The sequence below is a fragment of the Hymenobacter rubidus genome (assembly GCF_016734815.1).
GTDB classification, from domain to species: Bacteria; Bacteroidota; Bacteroidia; order Cytophagales; family Hymenobacteraceae; genus Hymenobacter; species Hymenobacter rubidus.
In genome coordinates this window covers 62,358-87,747 of record NZ_JAERQF010000008.1, presented here as the reverse complement: position 1 = coordinate 87,747, position 25,390 = coordinate 62,358, and the positions used below count along the sequence as shown (strand labels likewise).

Annotated in this window: 17 protein-coding genes; 7 read left to right on the top strand and 10 right to left on the bottom strand. The window is 61.1% G+C overall.

The genetic code is table 11. From position 1 onward, the window contains the following. Positions 1-4: 4 nt before the first annotated feature. From JKL48_RS08115 to JKL48_RS08090, 6 genes are all read right to left on the bottom strand, one after another. Entirely contained in the window at positions 5-1,465 is a 1,461-nt protein-coding gene (locus JKL48_RS08115) for a glycoside hydrolase family 30 protein (protein ID WP_201981167.1), read from the bottom strand. A gap of 114 nt (positions 1,466-1,579) precedes the next feature. Then, on the bottom strand, positions 1,580-3,016 hold the full coding sequence (locus JKL48_RS08110; RefSeq protein WP_201981165.1) for a glycoside hydrolase family 30 protein: 1,437 nt from the start codon (positions 3,014-3,016) through the stop codon (positions 1,580-1,582). A 297-nt stretch (positions 3,017-3,313) separates the two neighbouring features. Continuing rightward, a complete protein-coding gene (locus JKL48_RS08105; protein ID WP_201981162.1) occupies positions 3,314-4,798 on the bottom strand; it encodes a RagB/SusD family nutrient uptake outer membrane protein in 1,485 nt (494 codons plus the stop codon). A 26-nt stretch (positions 4,799-4,824) separates the two neighbouring features. Then, the gene (locus tag JKL48_RS08100; RefSeq protein WP_201981159.1) at positions 4,825-7,995 is read right to left on the bottom strand and encodes a SusC/RagA family TonB-linked outer membrane protein; all 3,171 of its coding nucleotides are present in this window, start codon (positions 7,993-7,995) and stop codon (positions 4,825-4,827) included. A gap of 74 nt (positions 7,996-8,069) precedes the next feature. Then, positions 8,070-8,537, bottom strand: a complete 468-nt coding sequence (locus JKL48_RS08095; protein WP_201981156.1) for a carbohydrate kinase family protein — start codon at positions 8,535-8,537, stop codon at positions 8,070-8,072. Positions 8,538-8,720: 183 nt separating this feature from the next. Further along, a complete protein-coding gene (locus JKL48_RS08090; RefSeq protein WP_201981153.1) occupies positions 8,721-11,573 on the bottom strand; it encodes a substrate-binding domain-containing protein in 2,853 nt (950 codons plus the stop codon). A gap of 723 nt (positions 11,574-12,296) precedes the next feature. On the opposite strand from JKL48_RS08090, the gene JKL48_RS08085 reads away from it, so the two are divergent. Both JKL48_RS08085 and JKL48_RS08080 read left to right on the top strand, forming a co-directional pair. Further along, a complete protein-coding gene (locus tag JKL48_RS08085; RefSeq protein WP_201981151.1) occupies positions 12,297-13,811 on the top strand; it encodes a DEAD/DEAH box helicase in 1,515 nt (504 codons plus the stop codon). A gap of 371 nt (positions 13,812-14,182) precedes the next feature. Next, entirely contained in the window at positions 14,183-14,668 is a 486-nt protein-coding gene (locus tag JKL48_RS08080; RefSeq protein ID WP_201981149.1) for a hypothetical protein, read from the top strand. A gap of 111 nt (positions 14,669-14,779) precedes the next feature. Here the strand turns inward: JKL48_RS08080 and JKL48_RS08075 are convergent, their stop codons facing one another. From JKL48_RS08075 to JKL48_RS08065, 3 genes are all read right to left on the bottom strand, one after another. Then, positions 14,780-14,965, bottom strand: coding sequence for a hypothetical protein (locus JKL48_RS08075; protein WP_201981146.1), 186 nt, complete (start codon positions 14,963-14,965; stop codon positions 14,780-14,782). A 970-nt stretch (positions 14,966-15,935) separates the two neighbouring features. Next, positions 15,936-16,664, bottom strand: a complete 729-nt coding sequence (locus JKL48_RS23730) for a helix-turn-helix domain-containing protein (protein WP_201981145.1) — start codon at positions 16,662-16,664, stop codon at positions 15,936-15,938. Positions 16,665-16,975: 311 nt separating this feature from the next. Next, positions 16,976-18,751, bottom strand: coding sequence for a L,D-transpeptidase family protein (locus JKL48_RS08065; RefSeq protein WP_201981144.1), 1,776 nt, complete (start codon positions 18,749-18,751; stop codon positions 16,976-16,978). 394 nt (positions 18,752-19,145) lie between these two features. On the opposite strand from JKL48_RS08065, the gene JKL48_RS08060 reads away from it, so the two are divergent. The 3 genes from JKL48_RS08060 (at position 19,146) to JKL48_RS08050 (ending at position 23,136) form a co-directional block, all read left to right on the top strand. Then, the gene (locus tag JKL48_RS08060; RefSeq protein WP_201981142.1) at positions 19,146-20,969 is read left to right on the top strand and encodes a M1 family metallopeptidase; all 1,824 of its coding nucleotides are present in this window, start codon (positions 19,146-19,148) and stop codon (positions 20,967-20,969) included. 112 nt (positions 20,970-21,081) lie between these two features. Then, positions 21,082-21,996 carry a cyanophycinase gene (locus JKL48_RS08055; RefSeq protein WP_236668674.1) on the top strand — a complete coding sequence of 305 codons (915 nt, stop codon included), beginning with the start codon at positions 21,082-21,084 and terminating at the stop codon, positions 21,994-21,996. Positions 21,997-22,149: 153 nt separating this feature from the next. Next, positions 22,150-23,136 carry an aldo/keto reductase gene (locus JKL48_RS08050; protein WP_201981138.1) on the top strand — a complete coding sequence of 329 codons (987 nt, stop codon included), beginning with the start codon at positions 22,150-22,152 and terminating at the stop codon, positions 23,134-23,136. A gap of 62 nt (positions 23,137-23,198) precedes the next feature. On the opposite strand, the gene JKL48_RS08045 is transcribed toward JKL48_RS08050, so the two are convergent. After that, entirely contained in the window at positions 23,199-24,122 is a 924-nt protein-coding gene (locus JKL48_RS08045; protein ID WP_201981135.1) for an isoaspartyl peptidase/L-asparaginase family protein, read from the bottom strand. A 127-nt stretch (positions 24,123-24,249) separates the two neighbouring features. Here JKL48_RS08045 and JKL48_RS08040 point away from each other — a divergent pair, with 127 nt between their 5' ends. Further along, the gene (locus JKL48_RS08040; RefSeq protein ID WP_201981134.1) at positions 24,250-24,663 is read left to right on the top strand and encodes a DUF3127 domain-containing protein; all 414 of its coding nucleotides are present in this window, start codon (positions 24,250-24,252) and stop codon (positions 24,661-24,663) included. 81 nt (positions 24,664-24,744) lie between these two features. Further along, the gene (locus JKL48_RS08035) at positions 24,745-25,371 is read left to right on the top strand and encodes an AlbA family DNA-binding domain-containing protein (protein ID WP_201981133.1); all 627 of its coding nucleotides are present in this window, start codon (positions 24,745-24,747) and stop codon (positions 25,369-25,371) included. Positions 25,372-25,390 lie beyond the last annotated feature (19 nt).

The following is a 25,390-nucleotide window of genomic DNA, read 5'->3' as shown; positions in this document are numbered from 1 at the left end:
CCGCCTACCATACGTAAGTTGCTACCGAGCCGCCGTAGAGCGAAGTGTTGACCACCTTGCCTTTGTATTGAATATTAAAGTTTTGCAGGGTAGCTCCGCTGTTCAGAACCACCAGCACCCGCTTGCCGCTGGGGGTTTTGTAGGCTACGTTGGGCAGGTTGGTGGGCGTGTTGGTGGCCACGCGCACCGAGCCGGGGCGCACAAACTTGCTGCTGTGGGCCACCGTGTAGTAGGCTACGTTGCGCGTCACGGTATTGCCCGCAATGGTGACCGCGCCCAGGCACTGCGAGCAGCCGCCGTTGGTGTGCGGCCCATAGTTCTGGTCGCTGGCCAGGTTCCATTCCAGCACGTTGCGGCTCCAGTTGCGGGGCGCCCCGATTTCGAGGTTATTGACGTGGTAGCTCAGGTCGCTGCCGAAGGACGTGGTGCCGGGCGCCTGCACCCACTGCTCGGTGAAGTACACATTCTTCGTCGGAAACTGGTTGTGAATCCCATCCAGCGAACCGATGACGCCCCCGTAGAGGTGGAAAGCCGAACCGTCGATGAAGGGGCTGGCGGCGGCATCGCTGAGCACGGAGGTCACGAAGTTGAGGCCGGCCTGGTCGGGGTTGTGGTCGTAGGCAATGATTTTCGTGGCCAGGTTTGCGGCCCGGAAGGCCGGCCCCACGTTGTTCTTGATGAAGGCGGCTTGCTCGGCGGCAGTCATCACCATGCTGGGGTTGTTGTTGGGGTTCAGCGGCTCGTTTTGCAGCGTCACGGCGTCGATGGGAATGCCGGCGGCTTGCATTCCCTGCACGTATTTCACGAAATACCGGGCGTAGGCATCGTAATACTGCGGCAGCAGGCTGCCCCCAACGGGGCTGTTGTTCGACTTCATCCACGACGGCGCCGTCCAAGGCGAGCCCAGGATTTTAACAGCCGGGTTTACCGCCAGAATTTCCCGCAGCACCGGAATGAAATAGGCCTGCTCGGGGGCCAGGCTAAAATTGGCCAGGCCGGGGTCGGGCGTGCCGGCGTCGTCGTAGGTATATACCTGGCTGCTCAGGTCCGATGCTCCGATGCTGATGCGCAAGTAGCTCACGCCCACATAAGTGCTGTCCGTCGCAAACAGCTCGCGGATGAGCGCCGCCCGGCTGCTGGCCGACATCAGGCTCAGCACGTAGGCGCTGCCCCCGGTGAGGGTGAAGCCGAAGCCGTCCATGGTTTGGAAGGTCTGGGTGGTGTCGACCACAATGGTGGGGTCCGAGTTGGTGTTGGCTCCAAAAACCAGGCTGACTTTGGGCCGGTAAAACAGGGTTGTCTTATCCGGAGTGGTCAACCACTCAACTACCTGCGACGGGGCCGTCGTGCTGGGCGTGGTGGGGGTGCTGGGCTGGGTGGCCGGTTCCGCGTCTTTCTTGCAGCCCCCCAGCAGCAGCGCCAGAAACAAAGCGGCCAAGTAGGGAAAGCGGGTGGGAACGTTCATTGGGAGGAAGGAGGAATTGGAACGTTGAGACGTCATGCCGAGAATTGCGAGGCCGGCCTGCCGGGCGTAGCCGAGGCAGGCCGGCCTTTTAGGTCACAGTCGTACATGTACATGCTACCACACGTAGGTAGCCACCGCACCGGCTGGCAGCGTGGCGGGCGCGGAGCGGCCCTGGTAGCGCAGGCTAAAGGTTTGGGGCGTGGCCTGGTCGTTGAGCACCAGCAACACGTGGCCGCCGGTGGGCGTGCGGTAGGCCACGTTGGGCAGGCCGGCCACCGCGCTGGAGGCCACGCGCACCGAGCCGGGGCGCACAAACTTGCTGCTGTGGGCCACCGTGTAGTAGGCCACGTGGCGGCTCACCGTGTCGTGGGCCAGCGTGATGGCGCCGAGGCACTCTTTGCAGCCGCCGGGCGTGTGCGGGTTCTGGTGCGGGTCGGCGGCCAGGTTCCACTCCAGCACGTTGCGGCTCCAGTTGCGGGGCGCGCCCACAAACAGGTTCTTGACGTGCCAGCCCAGGTTGCCGGCAAACGGGCTGCGCGCGCCCACCCACTCCTCGGTGAAGTAGACGTTTTTCTGCGGGTACGCGTCGTGCACCTTGCTCAGGGCCTCAATGGGGCCGGCGTAGAGGTGGAAGGCCGAGCCGTCGACGTACGGGTTGGCGGTGGCATCGCCGAGCACCGTGAGCGGGTATTCCGGCTTGTCGGCGTTGTGGTCGTAGCAAATGATTTTGGTGTCCAGCTTCGCCGCCTTGAACGCCGGCCCCAGGTGCTTGCCAATGAACTCGGCCTGTTGCTCGGCCAGCATCAGCAGGCTGGGGTTGTTGCCGGGGTGCAGCGGCTCGTTCTGCACCGTAACGGCGTCGAGGCGGATGCCGGCTTTCTTCATCCCTTGCAGGTATTTCACAAAGTACTGGGCATAAGCCGGGTAAAATTCCGGCTTGAGCGAGCCGCCTTTGGTGGCGCCGTTGGTTTTCATCCAGGTCGGCGGGCTCCAGGGCGAGCCCAGGAGCTTGAGGCCGGGGTTGATGGCCAGAATTTCCTTCAGCACCGGAATGAGGTGCTTTTCGTCCTCGGCAAGGCTGAACTTGGCCAGCGCGGGGTCGGTCTGGTCGGCGGGCAGGTCGTCGTAGCTGAAAACCTGGGCATCGAGGTCAGAAGCCCCAATGCTCAGGCGTAAGTAGCTCACCCCGATGCCTTGCGCGTCGGTGCCAAACAGCTCCCGCAGCAGGGCCGTGCGCCGGGCCGGGCTCATGGCGTGCAGCAGCTCGGCGCTGCCGCCGGTGAGGCAGTAGCCAAAGCCGTCGATGGGCTGGAAGCGCTGGCTGTCGTCAACCTCAATCACGGTGCCGGTGGCCGCTGCGGGCGCAAAGGCCAAAGCGCCCGGCTGCCTTTGCAACAGCTGGGTTTGGTCGGGCGTGGTCATCCAGCAGGCGATGCCGGCGGTTTTGGTTGGGGTTTTGGGCGCGCCTTTGCGGGCCTGGCCGTGGCCGGGCAGCAGCGCGAGTGTGAGCAGGGCCGCCGTGCCCCAGCGGAATATCGAAACCGGATTCATGCGCTTGGTAAAAAATGCGGCTGGCGAACTTTTGCCGGGCCCGCCAGCCGCATTACGTTCAACTGAATAAATAATTTAGCGCGGTGTCGGGGTTGGTGTAGAGTAGCGCGAACGTTGTCGTTCGCGTCCCCGCGCCGCGAGCTCGTTCTGGCACGCGAACGACAACGTTCGCGCTACTGACCGCACGTACACTCACTTCGAAACGGCTCTAACTGGCCGATAGCATGTCGCTCCGAGGCAAAAGCAGAAAACTGTTCCCACCATTCGCCCGCTTCCGCCCCGAAACGACAGCTAAGGTTAGTACCCAGGGTTCTGTTTGAGCTGGGTGTTGGTGTTGATTTCGGCCTGCGGAATGGGGAACACCAGGTAGTTTTGGTCGCGGCTGCCGCGCTTGGTGTTGATAAGGTCCAGGGCCGTGATGGTGTGCGTGGCGCTGGCATCGGCCAGGGTGTGGCGGGCGTAGCGCACCAGGTCCCACCACCGCTCGCCCTCGAAGGCAAATTCCAGGCGGCGCTGGCGCTCAATCTCGGCGCGCAGGGTTTGCTTGGTAGCGGCCTGCGCCGAGCTCAGCGTGAGGGCGGCCAGGCCGGCCCGCTGGCGCACCAGGTTCAGTTTGGCCAGCACATCGGTCGAGGGCCCGGTTTGCTCGTTCACGGCTTCGGCGTAGCTCAGCAGCACCTCGGCGTAGCGCAGCACGTAGCAGTTGTCCACGGAGTTGAAGCCGTTGCCGATGCTGGTCCACTTGTACACGAAAGGCCCCCGGTCGTTGGCATTGGCCCCGGAAACCCCGATGTTTTTGGCATCGATGTAGCTCACGTGGTCGCGGCCAATCAGCAGGTTGGAGCTGTTGCGTACCAGTGCGTTAAAAGCCCAGCGCCGGTCGTTCACGGTATCGGCAAAAGCAATCAGCTCGGCCGTGGGGATGTTGAACTTGGCATAGGAATAAGTGGCCACGGGCAGCGGCAATACTTCGTCGGCAATCAGGTTGCCCCCGTCGGCCGAGCCGGCATACTGAATTTCAAACAGCGACTCGGCCCCCTTGTTCTCGGCGGGAAACAGCGACTTGAAGGTGGCGTTCAGGGCAATATTGTTGGCAATTACCTTGTTGGCGGCCGTCTGGGCCGCTGCCCAGTTGCGCTGGGTGAGCTGCACGCGGGCCAGCAGGGCATTGGCGGCGTTGCGGCTGGCCCGGTTCGGGTTGGAGGCGGGCATCTGAATGGCGGCCCGCTGCAGGTCGGCCACTACCTGGTTGTACACGTCGGCGGCGGCCGTGCGGGGCAGGTTTATTTCGGACGGCTGGCTGGTTTCGGTGGGTTGCAGGCGCAGGGGCACGTCGCCGTAGGCCCGCACCAGGTTGAAGTAGCACAGCGCCCGCACAAAGCGGGCCTCGCCCTGAATCTGGCTGCGGCGGGTCGTGTCCATCGTCACGTTGGGCACGTACTTGAGCACCACGTTGGCCCGGTTGATGCCCAGGTAGCACTGCCGGAACAGGTTGCTCACCTGCGAGGTGCCGGGCGTCCAGGCAATGGTGCGGAGCGCGTTCACGTCGCCGTTGGCGCTGGTGCAGTTGTCGGTCGGCATCTCGCCAATAGTGTAGTAGTCCTGGCCGTAAAGGCCGGCGCCTTGCAGGGCATCGTAGACGGCCGTGATACTGGCTTCGGCGTCATCCGGCGAGCCAAAGAAGTTGGTGTTCGTGATGCTGGTCAGGGGGTCTTTCTGCAGGAAGTCACAGCCGGCCAGCATCAGCAGGCCGCCCATCGACAGGATAAATAGCTTTTTCATTGGGAATTCAAGTCAGGAGCGAAAGATTAGAAAGTGGCGTTGAGCCCAACCGTGTAGGTGCGGGCCTGCGGATACACACCGAAGTCGCGGCCCACCGAGGTGTTCGAGAGCGGGTCGGCGTTCAACTCCGGGTCGTAGCCCGAGTACTTGGTCCAGGTCACGAGGTTGTAGCCCGTACCGTAGATGCGCAGGTTCTTGAGGGCCGCGTGTTTCGAGATGCTGGCCGGAATGGTGTAAGCCAGCGTCAGGTTCTTGAGGCGCACGTAGGAGCCGTCTTCCACGAAGCGCGTCGAAAAGCGGTTGTTGCCGTTGGGGTCGCCAAACACCGGGCGCGGAATGTCGGTGTTCGTGTTGGTGGGCGTCCAGTGGTTGAGCACGGCCGTGCTCTGGTTCAGGGCCGTGGTCTGGCCTTCCGTCACGGTACGGTTCTGGTTGTAGATGTCGTTGCCCACCGAGCTCTGGAAGAACACGCTCATTTCCAGCCCCTTAAAGGTGAAGTTGTTGGTAAAGCCCAGATACGCTTTGGGGTTGGGGTTGCCGATTACCACCCGGTCGCTGGCATTAATGACGCCGTTGCCGTCGACGTCCTCGAAGCGGATATCGCCGGCCTTGGGCGACAAGCTGTTCTGCTTGGGCAGGTTCTGGCCTTCGGCGTCCGACTGCACAATGCCCACCACCCGGTAGCCGTAGAACGCGCCCAGCGGCGAACCGGGTTGCACGATGTTATCGCCGACAATGGTGCGGGGAATCGGCTGGTTATTGGCGTCGACCGTGGTGCCCAGGTCCAGCACCTTGTTGCGGTTGAACGTCACGTTGAAGTTCGACGTCCAGCCGAAACCGTCGGTTTCCGGCGTCACGTTGGTGGTGACAAGGCCAATCTCTACGCCCTTGTTCTCAATAGAGCCCACGTTCTGAATCACGCTCAGCGTGCCGGCACCTGTGCTCTGCGGAATGGGCACTTGCGTAAGCAGGTCCGAAGTGTGCTTGTTGTACACGTCCAGCGTGAGGTTGATGCGGTTGTTGGCCAGGCCCACGTCGAGGCCGGCGTTGTACTGGCGAGTGGTTTCCCAGCGCACGTCGTTGCCAATCACGCTGCTCGAAATGCCGCCCAGAATGGCCGAGCCGCTGCCCTGGTAGTTGTAACCCAGTGCGTAAGTCGAGAAGCGGCTGTACGTATTAATTTCCGAGTTGCCGTTGGCGCCGAAGCTCAACCGCAGTTTCAAATCCGACACCACGTTCTGAATAGGGAAGAAACTCTCCTTCGAGATGCGCCAGCCCAGCGAAGCCGCCGGAAAGTAGCCGAAGCGGTTTTTACCACTGAAGCGGCTGGCGGCGTCGGTGCGGAAGCTGACGGTGGCCAGGTACCGCTCGTCGTAGTTATAGATGGCACGGCCGAAATAGCTCAACAGCGCCCATTGCTCTTCGAAGCTGTAGGGAATGCCGTTGGCCGTGGCGCCGGCACTGAGGTAAGGCACCGAGTTGGAGGGGAAGCCTTTGGTGCTGCCGCCGTTCGTAACCCGGTCGTAGCTCTGCATCGACTCGCCGCCCAGCAGCGTGAGGTGGTGCCGGTCGCCGAGGGTGCGGTTATACGTCAGCGTATTCTCGTTAATCCAAGTCAGCTGAAACGAGTTGCCCACACTGGCCGAGCCCCGCGTCGAGGGGTCGGCGGCCGACGTGCCGGGGTAATTTCGGCTGTAGAACGAGTTGCCGTTCTCGCCTCGGTAGTCGATGCCAAACGTGGAGCGCAACGTCAGGTCCTTTAGAATGTCCAGCTCACCGTACAGGTTATTCTGGAGCTGGTACACCACGGCTTGGTTGCTGGTTTCGAGCAGGTTGCCCACCGGGTTGTCGCTCAGCGTGAAGGGGTTGGTGCCGTACGTCACGCCGTCGGGGTTTTTCACCGGCACGGTCGGAATCTGCGTCAGAGCGCCCAGTACCGTGCCCGAGTTGCCCAGCGCCGACTCCGAGCGCACCGTACCGTTGGTGTGGCTGCGGCTGGCGTTGAGGCTGGTGCCAATCCGCAGTCGGTCGTTGATGTGCTGGTCGACGTTGATTTTGAAGTTGTAGCGGTCAAACCCCGAGTTGATGTTGATGCCGTCCTGCTTGAAATAGCCGCCGCCCAGGTAATAGCGGGTTTTCTCGGTGCCGCCGGAGGCATTCAGCTGGTAGTTCTGCTGGTTGGCGGACCGAAAAATGGCGTCCTGCCAGTCGGTGTCGTAGGGCGGCAGGTTGTTAAGGTCGGGGTAGCCGGGCGCCTGGCCGGCATTGGTCCGAATCTCGTTGTATTCCTGGGCAAACTGCCGGGCATTGAGCACGTCCAGCTTCTTGCGCAGGGACTGGCGGCCGAAGTAAGCGTTCAGGCTTAGCTGGGACTGGCCCACTTTGCCGCGCTTGGTGGTAATCACCACCACGCCATTGGCTGCCCGCAGCCCGTAAATGGCCGCCGCCGCCCCATCCTTCAGCACGTCGATGCGCTCAATATCGTTGGGGTCAATGGTAGAGAGCGGGTTGAGGCGCTGGTTGTTGTTGTTGATTTCCTGGTTATAAGTCGGCAGAATTGGAATGCCGTCAATCACGTACAGCGGCGAGCCGTTTAGGCTGACGGAGGCACTGCCCCGCACCCGTACGCTAAAGGCCGCGCCGGGCGCACCCGAGCTACTGGTCACTTGAATGCCGGGCGCCTGTCCCTGCAAAGCTTGGTCGAAGCTAGCCACGGGCTGGCGAGTCAGCGCCGCCCCGCTCACCGACGACACGGCCGTGGTCAGGTCCTGCTTGGCTTGGGTGCCGTAGCCCACCACTACTACTTCTTTCAACGACTGCTGGTCGTCGGCCAGTTTGATGTTGAAAGTGGTGGTGGTGCCCACAACCACTTCCTGCCGCACAAAACCCACCGAGCTAAATACCAGGGTGCTGCCCTCGGGCACGGTCAGCGAGAAGCCCCCGTTGACATCGGTGGAGGTACCGGTGGTGCTGCCTTTCACGAGCACCGTCACGCCGGGCAAGCCCTCACCGGCAGCGTTTGTGACGCGGCCCGTAACGGGAATGTCGCGCCGGGCCGTTTTTTGGGGAACCAGGCGCAAGCCTGCTGCCGCCTGCGCGGCTCCGAAACCGGTGAGCAAGGTGCCACTCAGCGCAGACGTGAGCAGCACCTTCCGGAAGGGCCCAGGGCCCGGTAAGAATGGTAAAGGAGTTGACATGGATTGGTGTGAGTTGGGTGGGAAGTAAAGAAATTAGGTTGGTGAATGGGCGGCAAAACGGGCTGCCCGCCCCGTCAGGGCGCGGGTAAGGAGTCGGCTGGCGTTGCCGCCGCACTACGGCCCAGGTGGTCGGAAAAGCGTATATGAGCCCGCGCGGCCGCGCTTGCCTCCCGCAGGCAGTGGGCGGGGGCGTGCCCTGCCAGCAGGCCCGTGCGCAGGCCCCCCCGCAAAGCATTGCTGCGGCCAATGCCGGGCAGCACGGTGTGAGCCGCGCCGGGGCACCGCAACAACGTGTTCATCACGCCCGTGAGGTGCGCAGGGCTTGGCTGAATGAGCTGGGTGGCCAGGCCCTGGTGCGCACCAAAGGCCAGCGGCTCGCGGCCCGGTTCGCCGTTGCCCACCCGGCGGGTGCGCTGCACGGGCGGGCCCGGCCGGTGCAGGTACAGCGCGGCACTAAGAGGCGCGCCGCCCGGCTGGCGGCCGGTGGGCAGCACGTCCCAGAGCATTTCTCCGATGCAAACGATTGGGGCCGGCAAGGTCATATTTGCAGAAGCTTTCCACAAATGTCACCGCCTCAAATCCACATCACTATCTCAATTGTATCAATCTTCGTTCAGCAAACAGATTCCGAATATACAATTTGATTATCAACAGTTTAAATAAAATAAAAAGGATTACCCCTACCGGATGAGTGTAGCTTTTAGCACACGATTCAAGAAAATATTTCAGTGCGCCGACGAAGCGTGCAGGGTCCGAAACTTCGATGGCGTGAGCTGGTAGCGGGTGCGGAAGCTGGCCGTGAAGTACGAGGGCGAAGAGAAGCCCAGCTCGTAGGCAATTTCGGCAATCGTGAGGGTGTCGTCGAGCAGCAGCTCGCGGGCCTTGGTGAGGCGCAGGCTCTGGATGAAGTCGGTGACGCCGGTGTTCAGCACGGCCTTTACTTTGCGGTAGAGCTGCATGCGCGACACGCCCAGGCTGCGGGCCACGTCTTCCACGCTCAGGTCGGTTTTGGTCAGGTTGGCTTCCACAATGGCGGTGAGGTCGGCCAGGAATTTCTGGTCGGCCAGGGTGGTGGCGCCCGTCGTGTCCACGCTCAGCTCGCGGCGAAAGTGCTCGCGCTGGCGGGCCCGGTTGGCGAGAAGTGTGCGCACACTCTCCAGCAAAAACGTCGGGTTGAACGGCTTGGTCAGGTACAGGTCGGCGCCGGCCTGCACGCCTTCCACCTGCTGGTCGGGCGCCCCGCGGGCCGTGAGCATAATCACCGGAATGTGCGAGGTGCGCCAGTCGGCGCGCAGCTGGGCCACCACTTGCAGGCCGTTCAGGCCGGGCATCATCACGTCGCACACTATCAGGTCGGGGATGAGGTCGGTGGCCATGGTGAAGCCGGAATGGCCGTCGGTGGCGCTCTGCACCCGGTAGGCCGCCCCCAGCTTGCGCACCAGAAAGTCGTTCACCTCCTGGTTGTCCTCAATCACCAGCACCAGGGTTTCGCTGGCAGCTTCGGCCGGGAGCACATCGGCCACAGCCTCCACAGCCAGCGGCTCGGGCTCGTCCAGCGAGAAAACCACGGGCCGGAACAGCTCGTCGGCGCGCAGGGCCTCGGGCAGCTCGCGGGGCAGCCGCACGGTGAACGTGCTGCCCTTGCCCGGCTGGCTGCTGAACGAAAGCTGGCCCTGGTGCAAGCGCACCAGGCCCTGCGCCAGCGCCAGGCCCATGCCCGACCCCTTGGCCACCGCGCCCTGGTCGCCCTGGTAAAACCACTCAAATATGTGCCCCCGGTCCTGCTCGCTGATGCCCAGGCCGGTATCGGCCACGCTCACCTGCAGCGCCCGGCCCTGGTCGGCAGCCTGCAGGCTGACGGTAATCTGGCCGTGGTCCGGGGTGAATTTCAAGGCGTTGGACAATAAGTTGAAGAACACCTTATCCAGAATATTGCCGTCAAACCACGCGGTCAGCACCGGCTCGGCGGCCAGAAAGCGCAGGCGCACGTCGCGCAGCTGGGCGGGTTTCTCGAAGGCGTCTACGATTTCGCGCACAAACGTCACCAGATTTCCCTCGGTGGCGTGCACGGCCATCTTGCCCACCTCAATCTTCCGAAAATCAAGCAATTGGTTCACCAGCTGCAGCAGGCGCTGGGTGTTGCGGCGCACCAGGCTCAGGTCCTGCCGCTGGGCGCTGCTGAACGTGGCGCTGTTGCTCAGCAATTCCTCCACCGGCCCCAGAATGAGGGTGAGCGGCGTGCGCAGCTCGTGCGAGAAATTGGTAAAAAAGCGCAGCTTGGCTTCGGTGTCGGTGCGGGCGCGCTCGGCCATCACTTCCAGTTGGTTGCGCTGCGAGCTGATTTCCTCGTTCTGAGCCGTCAGCTGGCGGTTTATCTTGTCATTCTCCGCGTTTTGCTGGGTCAACTGGCGGTTGATTTTGTCGTTTTCCGCATTTTGCAAGGCCAGTTGCAGGTTAATCAGGCGGTTTTTGCGGGCCGAGTGCCAGGCCAGCGCGCCCAGCGCCAGGGCCACCAGCAACGACGCCAGCGACACGTAGAGCGCCACCTGCTGGCTGGCATAGGTAGCGCGCAGGCGCTGCAACAGGCTCTGCTGCTGCTCGATGTCCTGCTGCTGGCTCACCATCTTATCGGTTTGCTGCCGCATGGTCAGCACGTTGGTCGAGTCGATGACCATCGTGCCCAAGGTATTTTCCCGCTTAAAGGGTTGTTTGCGCAGGATTTTCAAGGCGGTGCGAATGGCGTCCTCCCCGCCGGGCGCATACAGAATCGAGGCCTGGAGCAGGCGCCGCTGCACCAGTTCTATGCCCTCCCCCTCGCTCGCCAGGCCATCCACCCCGATAATTTTTATTTGCCGGTCGCGCCCCAGCTTCTTGCAAATCAGGTAGGCCCCGCGCGCCATGCCATCGTTGTGGGCAAAAATCAGCGACACCTCGGGATGGGCCTTCAGCGCGGCGGTAAGGGCCGGCTCCGGCAGCCGTTCGGTCCAGTCGCCGGTTACCCGGCTCACCACTTGCAGATTTGGATAATCGCGCAGGGCCACAACAAAGCCCTCGTGCCGGCCCGAAGTTGCCGAGGAGCCCGGCGAGCCCAATATTTCCATCATGCTGCCCCGGCCGTGCAGCAGGCGGGCCGCGTAGCGGGCCGCCGTTTGCCCTACTTCCAGGTTATCGGCCCCCACGAAGGCGGTGTAGGCTTGTGAGGCCGTGCGCCGGTCCAGCAGCACCACCGGAATGCCCCGGCGGTAGGCCTCCTCCACGGCCGGCGTCACGGGCTCCGACTCGTAGGGCGAAACAATGAGCAAGTCGATGCCGCTCTGAATAAGCTCGCGGATTTGTCGTTTCTGCAATTCGCTGTTGTCGTGCGAATTGAGCATCTGCAACCGCACTTCCGGATGGAAGCTCAGCTCCCGCTCCATGCCGGCCAGCATGGCCTTGCGCCACGGCCCGTTGGTGCTGCACTGGGCAAACCCAATGCGGTAGCGCGGCGCCTTGGCCGGCTGCGCGCACCCCGCCAGCAGCAGCGCAACGAGCAGCCAGGCCGCCAGCAGCTTCAACCGATTGACTGTTAACTTGTCCAATTACTCGCAGAATACCAGTGAAACGAACTTAGTGGGCCGAGCGGCGCTTCTTACCGAAGAAACCGCTGCACAACGCGGGCCTTTTTCCGGCAGGGTTTCATGCCCCGGAGGAAAAGGAGGAATCTTAATTAAGATGTCCGTAAAATTAATAAAATAACCGCGCAGCGGTTCGGGCACGCACAGGGCTTGCGTTGAGCCCGCCCCCTGACACGCCGCCGTTCTGGCCCCTGGCCATGGCCAACGAAGCCGGGGCGAACTCCCCAGCCCGCGGCCGAACCGTCCCACCGTGCATGGGGCACGGATATGTTGTACCTTTGCAAAACCCAGGGCCGCCGTCGGAGCAGCCCGCTGCCCGGCTGCGTCGGGCAAAGCCCCGCGCCTCGGCTGTCTCCGCGAAGTAAGCGCACCTCACTCCCATTTCTCTTTATTCAGGGAATCTGACGGCCTCCGACGAGCCATCAACCCCCGCCCACGCCCGGCCTCGTCCAGCGTGGCCATGCCCGCCTATGCCACGCCGTAGGCTGAACCACTCATTTTGTGGACGACTGTCCGCCAACCATTTCTCAGGGGCAATACCGAATTCTGAAGAACGTCCTGCTGAGCTTGTCGAAGCATCTCTTCCGCCATAGTAAATGACTTACTTGCGCGGGAGAGATGCTTCGACAAGCTCAGCAGGACAGCCGGAACAATAGCTGCCTTGCCCCGAAATTCACATCCCCCCACATGACGTTTGACGAGTTAAATCTAATTGACCCGATTCTTAAAGCCCTTAAGGAAGAAGGTTACACCACCCCCACTCCCATTCAGGAGCAAGCCATTCCCCACGTCCTCGAAGGCAAAGACCTCCTCGGCGTGGCCCAGACCGGCACCGGCAAAACGGCCGCCTTCACCGTGCCCATCCTGCAAGTGCTGCACCGCACCGCCCAGGTGGCCAGCCACCCGCGGGGAGCCATTCGCTGCCTCGTGCTCACGCCCACCCGCGAGCTGGCCATCCAAATCAACGAAAGCTTCGGCGCCTACGGCCGCCATCTGAGCCAGATTCGCCACACCGTTATTTTCGGTGGCGTGAGCCAGGGCGCGCAGGTGGCCGCCCTCAAGCGCGGCGTGGAAGTGCTCATTGCCACGCCCGGCCGCTTGCTCGACCTCATGAACCAGGGCTTCGTGGACCTGCGCCAAATCGAAGTGTTCGTGCTCGACGAAGCCGACCGCATGCTCGACATGGGCTTCATCAACGACATCAAGCGCATCCTGCCCAAGCTGCCCGCCAAGCGGCAGACCCTGTTTTTCTCGGCCACCATGCCCGGCCAGATTCAGGAGCTCGCCAGCACCATTCTGCGCCCCAACCCGGTGCGCGTAGCCGTCACGCCCGTTAGCAGCACCGCCGACACCGTTACCCAATCGGTGTACCTGGTGGAAAACAACGACAAGCCTGCCCTGCTCCGCCACATCCTCCAGGACAAGGCCATCAAGCGCGTGCTCGTGTTCACCCGCACCAAGCACGGCGCCGACAAAGTAGTAAAGGCGCTGGCTGCTAACGCTATTCCGGCCGAAGCCATCCACGGCAATAAGAGCCAGAACCACCGCCAGCGTGCCCTGTCCAATTTCAAAGCCGGCAGCACCCGCGTACTGGTGGCCACCGACATTGCCGCCCGCGGCATCGACGTGGACGAGCTGACCCACGTCATCAACTACGAAATCCCCAACGAGCCCGAAACTTACGTGCACCGCATTGGCCGCACCGGCCGGGCCGGGGCGTTCGGCACCGCCTTCTCCTTCGTGGAAGACGAGGAGCGCGCTTATCTCCAGGATATCCAGAAGCTTATCAGCCGCCAGATTGACGTGGAAGCTGAGCACCCCTTCGTATCGGGCCGCATCAAGCCCGTGATGCTGCACGGCAACGAGCGCATCGTCCGGCCCAAGGGGCCGGCCGGTCGTCCGGCCCGCTCCGGCCCCCGCGAGGGCGGCCAAGGCGGTGGCGGCGGTCGTTCAGGTGGCGGCCAAGGCAATGGACGCTCCGGCGGCCAGGGCAGCGGCGGACGTCCCAGCGGCAACGGGGGTGGCCGGCCCAGCGGCGAGCGCAGCCGCCCAGCCGCCCCGGCCAGCAACGGCCAGTCCGATACCGCCCGTCGCTTCGGCAGCGGCGGGGCCCGCGTAAACGTGGGCGGCAGCCGCGAAGGCGGTGACCAGGGCGGCCGTCGCCGGGGCGATGCCGGCGGCTCGCGCCGTGGTTCGTTCTAAGCGGTAGCCTTGTTATGCTGTCGTGCTGAGCGAAGTCGAAGCATCTCTACTGAGGGAGTAATCCAATCGACAGGATTAGCGCGGTGTCGGGGTTGGTGTACCGTAGCGCGAACGTTGTTGTTCGCGTCCCCGCGCCGCTAGCTCGTTCTGGCACGCGAACGACAACGTTCGCGCTACTGACCGCACGTACACTGACTTCGAAACGGCTGTAGTTGCACAGTAGAGATGCTTCGACTTCGCTCAGCATGACGGCCCTTTTCAATGAGCACAACTCAACAAAAAGCAGAATGACCCGGAAAACTTTTTCCGGGTCATTCTGCTTTTTAGGGCTGATTACTTGCTTCATCTGCAAATAATTTCTCCCGTTTCTTATGGCTCAGCCCACGCTTCCCGTTATCCAAGCTCTGCGCGACACGGCCCAGCGCCTCGCCACCCAAGCGCCCTACCAGTGGGGCCACATGGGCAGCTGCAATTGTGGCCACCTCGCCCAAACGGTTACTCGCCTCACGAAGGCCGAAATCCACGCCCGCGCTATGCAGCGCTACGGCGATTGGGAGCGTCAGATAATTGACTACTGTCCCACCAGCGGCTTGCCCATCGACCAAACCATCGATGAAATGCTGGCCCTGGGCTTTACGCGCCACGACCTGACCCACTTAGAACGTCTGTCCGATGCCCGCATCCGCCGGGAGATTCCCTTCGAGCGCCGCAATGCCCTCCGGCACAACCAGCGCGACGATGTAGTGCTTTACCTGCGCACCTGGGCCGACTTGCTGGAGCGTGACTTATTGGCTGGCATCCGCCTGCCATGCTTGGAGTCGCCCAGCTTCTCCCCGGTGCTGGTAGCCGTGCGCTAGATGCCGCACAATCAAAGTGCAACCCAACGCAAAAAGCCCCTGCCAGCATGCTGGCGGGGGCTTTGTTTTTTCAAGAAGAGGTACCAGGGCGTACTAAGCCGATGGCGGCACTCAGATGCGGGTCACGTTGGAGCGCTGGGCTTCGCGGTAGCCTTCGGCGCGATGAGCGCGCTTGTAGGCCGCATCGGCCGAGGGGTCTTTCTCCGCCTCAGCGGCATCGGGGGCCTGGGCGCATGAGGCCGTCAGGAGCATTGCCGCAGCGGCGGCCAACCAGAGATTCGTGCGAGTCAGTTTCATGCCACGAAGGTAGCCCGTCGCCGTCAAATGAACAACCGCAAACCAGTTCACTGCCCTCCGGATTTCGCCTCAAACGTGCATGCAGTCCTTGGGCAATGGTGCTAGAACACCTTCCAACACCATTACCCAAGGCTTCTTTCACGCATTTACATTTGACAACAAACCACGAAACCCAAGTGCTGCTCCTAATCTGGAAACGTAAAGCCGTATGCCAAACTACGTGACCAGCCCGGCGCTATAAGTTGCGAATTTTCACGCAGCAGCGCGGGATAAATGGCAACCAGCAGTGCCATATTTTACCCCTAGTCCATTAGTAATCACCCCTACCCATCTTGCCTTATACCCAGACTACTCTTACCAGCATGCCGGACAATTACATTAGCATGCTGCACTACCAAAGGTCCAGAATATTAGTGCGAAAATCCTTAATAGCGCATGCTTTGACAGTACCATAAAACAGGTAAAAGACATACTAACACAGCACCAATCAATTCAATGTAACACTTTCATTAGTCGTGCATATACAAATGAAATACTGGCACTTATGATTAAAAAAACAAATGCCAAATCGTCTTTACCATAAATCTACACCCATTAGCACTCCGCAGCAACTCACGAAGTTTCATACAGGAGGAGCAAGCGGGCGTTTGGCATACGCATCAGAAACATAAAAGCATCAGTTATCGGGACTGACAAATTGTATTAATCCTTTCAACCATGCCCAAATCAGTTCTTGCATCTGGGGATATGCTTTGTACAAGCAAAAACGAGTGCTTACTCTTACGAGCGCCCTGATGCTCGTGTTCTATAGTAGCCCCATGTGAAAAAGTTTGGCCGTGAGAAGTTGCTATTTCGCAACTCAGCTCAGAAGTGCACCAATGTGCCGGCGCGCGTAAGAAGAGATGCCTCTTTCTACACCGGTCCTATTTTCTGGATTGCATTCGAAAACGTCAAGGCGTAAGCCGAGTTGCTATTCCGGTTGGTAATCGGCAAAGGAACCGTCCCGATAGAAAATCACAATGCGCCGGATTGGCTTCTCAGCCCCGGCAAACAAAGCCGTTGCGGCATCGGGAGTTGTGCTGCCTACTGTAGGTGCCGAAGCAACCTGCCGGCCCGAACCAGGCGCAACCGGCGCTTCTGGCTCAGGGATGGCAGGTATTTCCGGCAGGGAGCCGCCCGGTAGCGTGTGTGTGAACGGGTCTTCTGATACAGACGCCTGCACAGGCGCTTCGGAAGGGGGCATAAGGCGGACTGCTCCTGGCAAAAAGCGCTGAAAAGCCCGTTTGGTAACGGGTTTAGCCCCTTGCTCTGCAACAGAGTTGCCCAGTGGACCGGAAACCGGTGCGGCCACGCGCGGCGTATCAGCTGGCGCGGCCGGTTTTGGCTCTGGGGGAGAGGCCAGTACGGGGGGCGCTTTGGGTGCAGCTGGTTTCTGTATGGCAGCCGGGGCTGGGGCTCCCGGCGAGGCTGGTGGTTGCGCAGTTGGACTGAGGCTCTGCATGGGCCCGGTTCCATTCAGGAGCCACGGCATTGACAGGTCGGGCATGGCGGCCAAAATTCGTTGGACCACTTCCAAGCTGGGCTTATTGCGCCCCGAAAGGATGTGGCTCACAATTGGACGAGCCACGCCAATAGCATCGGCAAACTGGGTGGGGGTAAGCTGACGGGCTTCCAGCAGCGTGCGGATGCGTTCTACCATTGCAATTAGTTTGATTACAAATGTAGAACAATAAATTTATCTTTGGGCTCCCGCCCCAGAAAGGCGTTGTTTACAAAAATACACAGTTACTGACGCCTGCTTATTACAATAGTAAACAATATAGACAGCACTTGCTGAGTTATCCCGTCCTCAAACAATTGTAATCACAGATGGTTGCAGAATTGTCTTTGTCATTTATATAGAAAAGGCCCGCTGACCTCATGGTCAGCGGGCCTTTTCGCAGCGTCCAACAAGGGGCTAATTGCTTAGACTACGGCCTGTCCGAAGCCTGGAAATGGTATGGAAGAAGCCTAATCGAAGTACTCGCGGGCCAGCTTTTTGTCGAGGCCGTAGATGTCGTCGCGGAAGTGCGGGTGGCCATCTGCATCGGCCCAGGCGGTGAAATACACCAGGTACACGGGCAGCTTTTCTTTGAGGGTAATGTACTTCTCGTGGCGGGTGGCAATGCTGTCGAGGATGGTTTGCTTGTCCCACTCGGGCCTATCGCGCAATAGGTAAGTGGCCAGTTTGATGGGCTCGGAGAGGCGCACGCAGCCGTGGCTGAAGCTGCGGTTGCTCTGCGAAAACAGCTCGTCGTGGGGCGTGTCGTGCAGGTAGATATCGTTGGAATTCGGGAAAATGAACTTCACATCGCCGAGGTCATTCTTCGGGCCTGGGCGGCGGCGCAGGGTGTATTTGAAGGTCTCCTGCGTCACGTTGGCCCAGTCAATGGTGGCCGGGTCTATTAGCTTGGCTTTGCGGCCCACGCCCTTCACCACCTCCATATCGAGGCGGTCAAGATAATTGGGGTTGGCCACCAGCTTGTCGCGCAGCTCATTGTCGATGATGCTGAAGGGCACGTTCCAGTAGGGCGAGAGCACCACGTACTCCATTTTGTCGCTGAAAACCGGCGTCTCGTGCAGCACCTTGCCCACAATAACGCGCATATTGAAGGCTTCTTTCCCACCCTCAATCACGTGCAGCGTGTACTCCGGGATGTTCACCAGCAGGTAGTTTTCCTCAAACTTTTTGGGAAGCCAGCGCCAGCGCTCCATGTTCAGAATGAGCTGGTCGATGCGCGAGCCGATGGGCACGTTGAGCTGGCGCAGGGTTTCGCCACGCACAATGCCATCGGGTTTCAGGCCCGCATCTTCCTGGAAGAGTTTCACAGCCTTAACCAATTCATCGTCGTATTTCTGCCCCACAGGGGCCGCTCCGGGAGTGGTTCCGGGCGCAGTGGCCGTGGTTGGAGCAGGGGAAGGAGTGCTGGCAGCGGCACCGCCGGCGCTATCGAGCAGGCGTTTGCGAAGGGCTGCTACGGCCGGAGAAGTGTCGCCCGGTTTCAGGGTGAGGGTGGCCGGCAACGTGGGCCAGCCACCGGCCCGCTCTTGGGCACGGTAGGTAGCCAGGGCCTTTTTGAGCTGGTCGTACTCCGGGTGCAGCGGGGCAAACTCGTAGTAATTGTACCGGCTTTTGCGCTCGCCCAGGAAGGTCAGCAACGCTTTATTGAGCTTGATTTTATTGGGCTTGACCTGCCAAGATGTGCTTTTGGTATCGCGCGGATTGGCCACTCCCCGATAGTAATCATTGGCCCATTTCATGTACACGCCGGTAAGGGCGACGTCAATTTGTCGCTCCAACGCATTGTGGCTTACCGAATCGGTCTTAACCTTATCCAGGTCGGCAAGCAACTTCTTAAAGTCTTTGACCTGGTAATCTTTAGGGTCCAGCCCTTCATCTGAGGCTTTAGCTATAATTTGCTGCAAGGTTTCGACCTGGGGCACTGGCTGATGGTCTTTGAACCACGCCAAGCGAAAGCCTCGCTCCCGGTAGAATCGCCTGGCCGCAAGCAGCTGCGGCTTGAAAGCCGGTTCGGCCTGAAACGTCTTGATGACATAGGTGCTGTCGAGCCGGGGCTGTGGGCCTAAAGCAGTTGCCGTACCGGAAGAAGCGGTAGATGCGGCATCAGCCGTAGCGTGCTCGCCGGTCTGGCTCTGGTCGGAGCCGCAGGCTTGCAGCGAGGCACCGCCGAAGGCGATGACGAGCAACACCCACAGGAAGGAAGTAAAACGAAACAGAAAAGACATTGGGGAAAGTGAAGCGAGCGGAAAAAGCTTCCGGCAACCCCGGAAGCTGGGCGTTGTACTGCCAAGCCGGAAGCGGGGTTGCACCAGGGCCCTGAAAGCCCCCGGCCGCAAAGTACGGCACCACGGCCCACAGCCAACGCAGACCACAGCCAGAATCTTGCCAACTGCCCGGTACAGGCTCCGGCTTTCGCGACACTTATGGGGCAAGCCCGCTCCGACCCAAGCGGTGGTGAGGGCCAATCCAAGTCCGGCCACTGCACTGGCAGGCTTGCCAAACGCAGGAACGGCAACAAAAACGCCTAGGGGCCGGCCCCACTTTTCGACGGGCTCCCCTCGGGCATCCGGTATTTTTTCTGGTCTTTTGGGGTCGCAACATTTTTTGAACACCTCGCCCATGCCTACTGCTGAATCCCCGTCCATCCTTTTACCCACCGACCCGCACAGCTTCGCCAGCGGCAGCCCCGTTCGGGTGGGGCACCTGGCCCTGGCGCTCACCGTCGATTTTGCAACCCGCACGCTGGCCGGGAGCGCCACCTGGCAGCTGGCCAACCCCGGCTCGGCCAGCGAAGTCGTGCTCGATACCCGTGACCTGGTCATCGAGGGTGTGGAAATTCTGACGGAGGCCGGAAATGCTGCCCCCGCGGCCTTTTCGCTCGGTGCCCCCGATGCCGTGCTGGGCCAGGCCCTGCGCATCGCGCTGCAGCCCGAAACCACGGCGCTGCGCATCGGCTACCGCACGGCCCCTACGGCCGCCGCCCTGCAGTGGCTGGCCCCGGAACAGACGGCCGGCCCCGAGCCGTTCCTGTTCACGCAGTCGCAGGCTATTCTGGCGCGCACCTGGCTGCCGTGCCAGGACTCGCCCGGCATCCGCTTCACCTACGAGGCGACGGTGCGCGTGCCGGCCCATTTGCTGGCCCTGATGAGCGCCGAGAATCCGCAGCAGCTGAGCCCCAGCGGCGAATACCGGTTTCGCATGACGCAGCCCATCCCGGCCTACCTCATGGCCCTGGCTGTGGGCGACCTCGCTTTCGCGCCACTCAGCGACCGCACCGGCATCTACGCCGAGCCGGCCACGCTGCCCGTGGCTACCCACGAGTTTGCCGACCTGGAAAATATGGTGGCCGCTGCCGAAGAGCTCTACGGTCCCTACCGCTGGGAGCGCTACGATTTATTGGTGCTGCCCCCCTCCTTCCCATTCGGGGGCATGGAAAACCCCAGATTAACATTTGTAACACCCACCATCCTGGCCGGCGACCGCAGCCTCACCAGTTTGGTGGCGCACGAACTGGCGCATTCGTGGTCCGGCAACCTGGTTACAAATGCAACGTGGAACGATTTCTGGCTCAACGAAGGATTTACGGTCTATTTCGAGCGGCGCATTATGGAACATTTGTACGGCTGCGAGTATGCCGACATGCTGCAGGTGCTGGGCCGGGCGGCCTTGCACCACACCATTGAGGAAATTGGCGCGGCCAGCCCCGACACTCATCTGCACCTGGCCCTGGCCGGGCGCGACCCCGACGAGGGCCTCACCGAAATTGCTTACGAGAAAGGCTGCGCGTTTCTGCTCACGCTGGAGTCGTTGGTAGGCCGGCCGCCGCTCGATGCCTTTATCAAGAGGTACTTTGCCCGCTTCAGTTTTCAGGCCATGGACACGGCCACGTTTCTGCACTACCTCCGCGCCGAGTTGCTGGACCGGACGCCGGGACTCGAAGCCCGGCTCAACCTGGCCGCCTGGGTAGAAGGCCCCGGCCTGCCGGCCAACGCCCCCGCGCTCACCTCCCACCGCTTCGATGCCGTGGACCAGGCCCTGGCGCAACTCCAGGCCGGGGCCGCCCCCGCGGCTCTGCGCTCTGGCACTGCGGGCTGGAGCAGCCACGAGTGGGTGCATTTTCTGCACGGCCTTCCGCCCACGCTTTCGAGTATTTTGGCAGCAAAACTGGACGAAGCCTTTCATTTTACAAAATCCGGTAACGCCGAGATGCTGGCGGCGTGGTTCCCCGTTGCCCTCCGAGCCGGCCATTCGCCAGCCGTTCCCGCCCTTGAAAAGTTTCTGCACAAAGTAGGGCGCCGCAAATTTCTGGTGCCACTTTACAAGGCGCTGCTGGCCTGGCCGAATGGCCCGGCACTCGCCCGCGCCATTTATGCCGAAGCGCGGCCCAACTACCACTCCGTGGCCACCAGCACCCTCGATGCGCTGCTGGCCGAACAGAAATAACGCACCGTATATAATAGGTCTTCCGGCCCGAACTTTGTCTGGGACTTTGCTCCCGCCCGGCCACAGGCCGGCGCCTGACCGTATTGTATTTCTCAGTTACTTCTGCTATCCGTTGAAAACCATCATTCCGCTCGGCAAGCTCATCGCCGTGGGGGGCAACGAGGATAAGGGCACCTACCCCAACCCCAAGACCCGCCGCAAGTACTACCTCAACTTTTTTGAGTTGGGCATCCTTAAACGCATTGTGCTGGAAACCGGCAAGCCCGACCCGCGCATCGAAGTCATCACCACGGCCTCGATGATTCCGGCCGAAGTAGGTCCCATTTACACCGGTTCCTTCGCCATGCTCAACTGCCTAAACGTGGGCATCATGGACATCCGCACGCCCGAGGACGCCCGCCAGCCCGACTACCTGGAGCGCCTGCTGGCCGCCGACGTCGTCATGTTCTCGGGCGGCAACCAGTCGCGCCTGCGCGAGATGTTTGGCGAAACCGACTTCCTCGACCGCATGATTCAGCGCTATTACGCCGAGCCCAATTTCGTGATTGCCGGCACCAGCGCCGGGGCTATGGCCATGTCGCAGCACATGATTCGGGGCGGCTCCGTGCCCGATGCTTTGCTGAAAGGGGCCGTAAAAATGGGCACCGGTCTGGGGCTACTGCCAGCGGCCATTGTCGATTCACACTTCGTGAAGCGCGGCCGGTTCGGGCGTCTCATCGAATCGGTGGCGCTCCATCCCAAGCTCATCGGCATTGGGCTGGGCGAAGACACCGGCGTGCTCATTACCAAAGGCAATTGGGTGGAAACCATTGGCTCTAACTTGGTTATCATATTGGATGGGCACAACATTCAGCACAACAATGCCGCTGCCGCCAAGAAAGGCACCGTGCTGTCCATTGAAAACGTAACGATGCACGTGCTGGCCAAAGGCAACGTCTATGATATGCGCGAACGCAAATTCTACGTGAGCAAAGACGCGCTGCCCATCCCCCCTGTCACCGAAACCATTGGCTCTGCAGCCGAGTAATGGGGTCCAGCAGCCCGCCGGAAGTCTGCTTAATGCCTCGGTGAGCAGGCTTCCGGCGGGCTGCCAGCATCTGGGCGCTGCGCATTCATTCCTTGGTACCGACAGCCGGCGCTGCCCCCATTCCCTCCCCTTACCTTATAACCAACCCACCGCATGAAGTACCGCAAGCTTGGCAAAACCGGCTATTCCGTTTCTGAAATCAGCCTCGGCACCTGGCAGGTGGGCGGCCAATGGGGTGCCCCCTTCAGCCACGACAACGCTGACCGCATCCTGAACGCGGCCGTAGATGCCGGCATCAATTTCATTGACACGGCCGACGTGTACGGCGACGGTGAAAGCGAAAAGGCCGTGGGCCGCCTCGTGCGCAGCCGCTCCGAGCGCCTTGTGGTGGCCACCAAATGCGGCCGGCGCCTGCAGCCGCACACGGCCGATGCCTACCAGCCCGCCGCCCTGCGCCAATTTGTGGAGGACAGCCTGCGCAACATGCAGCTGGAAACCCTCGACCTGGTGCAGCTGCACTGCCCGCCCACCGACGTGTACTACCGGCCTGAAATTTTCGAGCTGTTTGACCGGCTGCGGGAAGAAGGCAAAATCCAGCACCTGGGCGTCAGCGTTGAGAAAGTAGAAGAAGGCCTCAAGGCCATTGAGTTTCCCAATGTGACTGCTCTCCAGCTGATTTTTAACATGTTCCGCCAGCGGCCGCCGGAACTGCTGTTTAAAGAAGCTGCCCGCCGCGACGTGGGACTCATTGTGCGGGTGCCCCTGGCCAGTGGCCTGCTCACCGGCAAACTCTCGCCCCAAACCCATTTCCTGCCCGACGACCACCGCACCTTTAACCGCCACGGCGAAGCCTTCGACCGGGGCGAAACCTTCTCCGGCGTAGACTACGAAACCGGCCTGGCTGCTGTTGAAGCATTGAAAGCCGTATTTCCGGACAATCAACCCCTCGCGGCTTATGCTTTACGCTGGATTTTGATGTTCGACGAAGTCAGCTGCGTCATCCCCGGCGCCTCGCGCCCCGAGCAGATTCTCTCGAACCTGCAAGCGGCTGAGCTACCGGCGTTATCAGTTGAGCAAATGCAGGCCGTACGGGAGATTTATGGCCGCCGGATTCGTCCTCTTGTGCATTATAGTTGGTAATCGCGGCGATATGTAGCACAAACAGCACGTCCTGCTGATTTTTGTCTCTGCCTACTACGAGGCTACTCCTTATATATAGCCACCAGCGCCTCCCCTCCTTCAACGCGGCTGGCGCGGTACATCCCCTCCGAGTTAAACGGCAGGGTGACGTTGCCGGCCGCGTCCACGGCAATCAGGCCGCCCTCGCCGCCAACCGGCGCAAGCTTGTCCTGCACTACGATGCGGGCGGCCTCTTCCAACGACAAGCCCTTATACTCCATCAGGCACGCCACGTCATAAGCCGCCACAGCCCTGATAAAATACTCTCCATTGCCGGTGCAACTGATGGCGCAGCGCTCATCGGCCCAGGTTCCCGCCCCAACGATAGGCGTGTCGCCGATGCGGGAATAGCGCTTGTTAGTCATGCCGCCGGTGCTGGTGGCGGCCGCTAGGTGGCCATACTGGTCGCGGGCCACCGCCCCCACGGTGCCCTTTTTCCAGTTGGGGTCGGCGGCGTGGTCGAGCTGCATTTTGCCGGAAGCAATGGCCTCCTGAAGCTGGTCGAAACGTTTTTGAGTGAAGAAATACTCGGCCGGCTGCAGCGGCAGGCCGTATTCGCGGGCCAACTCGTCGGCGCCGGGGTAGCCTAATAATACGTGCTCCGTTTTCTCCATCACCAGCCGGGCGGCGCGGATGGGGTTCTGCACCTGTCGCACCCCAGTCACCGCCCCGGCCAAGCGGTTGTGGCCATTCATGAGGGCGGCGTCCATTTCGTGGTGGCCGTCGTGGGTGAATACAGCGCCGCGCCCGGCATTAAACAAGGGGCAGTCTTCGAGGCTACGCACAGCGGCTTCCACGGCATCGAGGGCGGCGGCACCGTTGCGCAGCAGGTCGTAGCCGGTGGTTAGCGCCGCTTCGAGGGCCGCGCGGTATTCGCGTTCTGCATCGGGCGTAAGGGAGGCGCGGGCAATGGTGCCGGCCCCGCCGTGGATGGCGAGTGCAAACATATTTTTTATGAGAAAAACGGGCAAAAAAGCCCTGCAAAGGTAGGTTGAGGGAACGGCCGGCCGGCCGCTTGCGTTTTTTTTCGTAGGTTTGATGTTCAAGTCTACAAAATCAAAACACCCTACTTTTATGGCATACGACGTAACCGGCCGGCTGCACGAAATATTTGACGAACAGCAAGTAAGCGAGAAATTTCGCAAGCGCGAGTTTGTGCTCGAAGTCCAGGACGGCCAGTATCCCGAGCATATCAAGTTTCAAATGGTTCAAGACAAAACCAGCCTCATAGACCCCTACAAAATAGGTGATGAAGTGAAGGTTACCTTCAACCTGCGCGGCCGTGGCTTCAACAAAAACGGCCAGATGCTCTACTTCACCAACCTTGAAGCCTGGAAAATTGAGGCTGCCGGTGGTGCCAGCTACGGTGGTGGCAGCAGCCAGCAGGCCGCTCCCCGGCCCGCCGCTCAGAACCAGAACCCGACCCTGCGCGCTCAGCCTTCGGCCGCGCCCATCGCCAGCGACGACGACAACGACCTGCCTTTCTAAGGCTGTTAGCTGCAACACAAAAAATGCCGCTCCGGAACGCCGGAGCGGCATTTTTTATGCCCGATTAATGTATAATTAGGCATGGATTTACACGAGCTGATTGCGCAGGGCGAGGGCGAAGAGTTGGAATTCAAGCAGAAGACGACGCACCCCAGCCGCATCTCGCGCACGCTGGTATCGCTGGCCAATACGCGGGGCGGCACCGTGCTGGTGGGCGTCGACGATGCCGGCCGCATTCTTGGCGTGCGCGACCCGGAAGAAGAATTATACGTGCTCCGCGAGGCCGCCCAGCACTACGTCGAGCCACCGCTCACTACCCTCCGCTTCCAGGAAGTGGAAACCGACGGCCGCACCGTCCTCATCGTGACTGTACCCGAGAGCATTAATAAACCCCACCGCGCCCAGGTCGCTCCCAATGACTGGCGCGGCTACGTGCGCGTGCGCGATGCCAGCGTGCAAACCAGTGGCCTCACCGAGAAACTATTGGAGCGCCAGCAACCCGAGGCCCGGCTCGAAAAAATCCCGCTCAACAAGCAGGAACTGGCCGTTATCGATTATCTAAAAACCCACCCGCGCATCACCCTGGCGCAGTACATGAAGCTGGTCAATTTTGGCAAGCGCCGAGCCTATCAGACGTTGATAAAGCTGGTACTGCACGGCTACATCCGCCACCACGATAAGGAGAAAGAGGTGTACTACACTCTCTGAACCGCGGATTTATCGGATT

What these genes read in the sequence shown, in the direction of transcription:
- JKL48_RS08115 (WP_201981167.1), bottom strand. Translation starts at nt 1,465, where the DNA reads ATGAACGTTCCCACCCGCTTTCCCTACTTGGCCGCTTTGTTTCTGGCG.
- JKL48_RS08110 (WP_201981165.1), bottom strand. Translation starts at nt 3,016, where the DNA reads ATGAATCCGGTTTCGATATTCCGCTGGGGCACGGCGGCCCTGCTCACA.
- JKL48_RS08105 (WP_201981162.1), bottom strand. Translation starts at nt 4,798, where the DNA reads ATGAAAAAGCTATTTATCCTGTCGATGGGCGGCCTGCTGATGCTGGCC.
- JKL48_RS08100 (WP_201981159.1), bottom strand. Translation starts at nt 7,995, where the DNA reads ATGTCAACTCCTTTACCATTCTTACCGGGCCCTGGGCCCTTCCGGAAG.
- JKL48_RS08095 (WP_201981156.1), bottom strand. Translation starts at nt 8,537, where the DNA reads ATGACCTTGCCGGCCCCAATCGTTTGCATCGGAGAAATGCTCTGGGAC.
- JKL48_RS08085 (WP_201981151.1), top strand. Translation starts at nt 12,297, where the DNA reads ATGACGTTTGACGAGTTAAATCTAATTGACCCGATTCTTAAAGCCCTT.
- JKL48_RS08080 (WP_201981149.1), top strand. Translation starts at nt 14,183, where the DNA reads ATGGCTCAGCCCACGCTTCCCGTTATCCAAGCTCTGCGCGACACGGCC.
- JKL48_RS08075 (WP_201981146.1), bottom strand. Translation starts at nt 14,965, where the DNA reads ATGAAACTGACTCGCACGAATCTCTGGTTGGCCGCCGCTGCGGCAATG.
- JKL48_RS23730 (WP_201981145.1), bottom strand. Translation starts at nt 16,664, where the DNA reads ATGGTAGAACGCATCCGCACGCTGCTGGAAGCCCGTCAGCTTACCCCC.
- JKL48_RS08065 (WP_201981144.1), bottom strand. Translation starts at nt 18,751, where the DNA reads ATGTCTTTTCTGTTTCGTTTTACTTCCTTCCTGTGGGTGTTGCTCGTC.
- JKL48_RS08060 (WP_201981142.1), top strand. Translation starts at nt 19,146, where the DNA reads ATGCCTACTGCTGAATCCCCGTCCATCCTTTTACCCACCGACCCGCAC.
- JKL48_RS08050 (WP_201981138.1), top strand. Translation starts at nt 22,150, where the DNA reads ATGAAGTACCGCAAGCTTGGCAAAACCGGCTATTCCGTTTCTGAAATC.
- JKL48_RS08045 (WP_201981135.1), bottom strand. Translation starts at nt 24,122, where the DNA reads ATGTTTGCACTCGCCATCCACGGCGGGGCCGGCACCATTGCCCGCGCC.
- JKL48_RS08040 (WP_201981134.1), top strand. Translation starts at nt 24,250, where the DNA reads ATGGCATACGACGTAACCGGCCGGCTGCACGAAATATTTGACGAACAG.
- JKL48_RS08035 (WP_201981133.1), top strand. Translation starts at nt 24,745, where the DNA reads ATGGATTTACACGAGCTGATTGCGCAGGGCGAGGGCGAAGAGTTGGAA.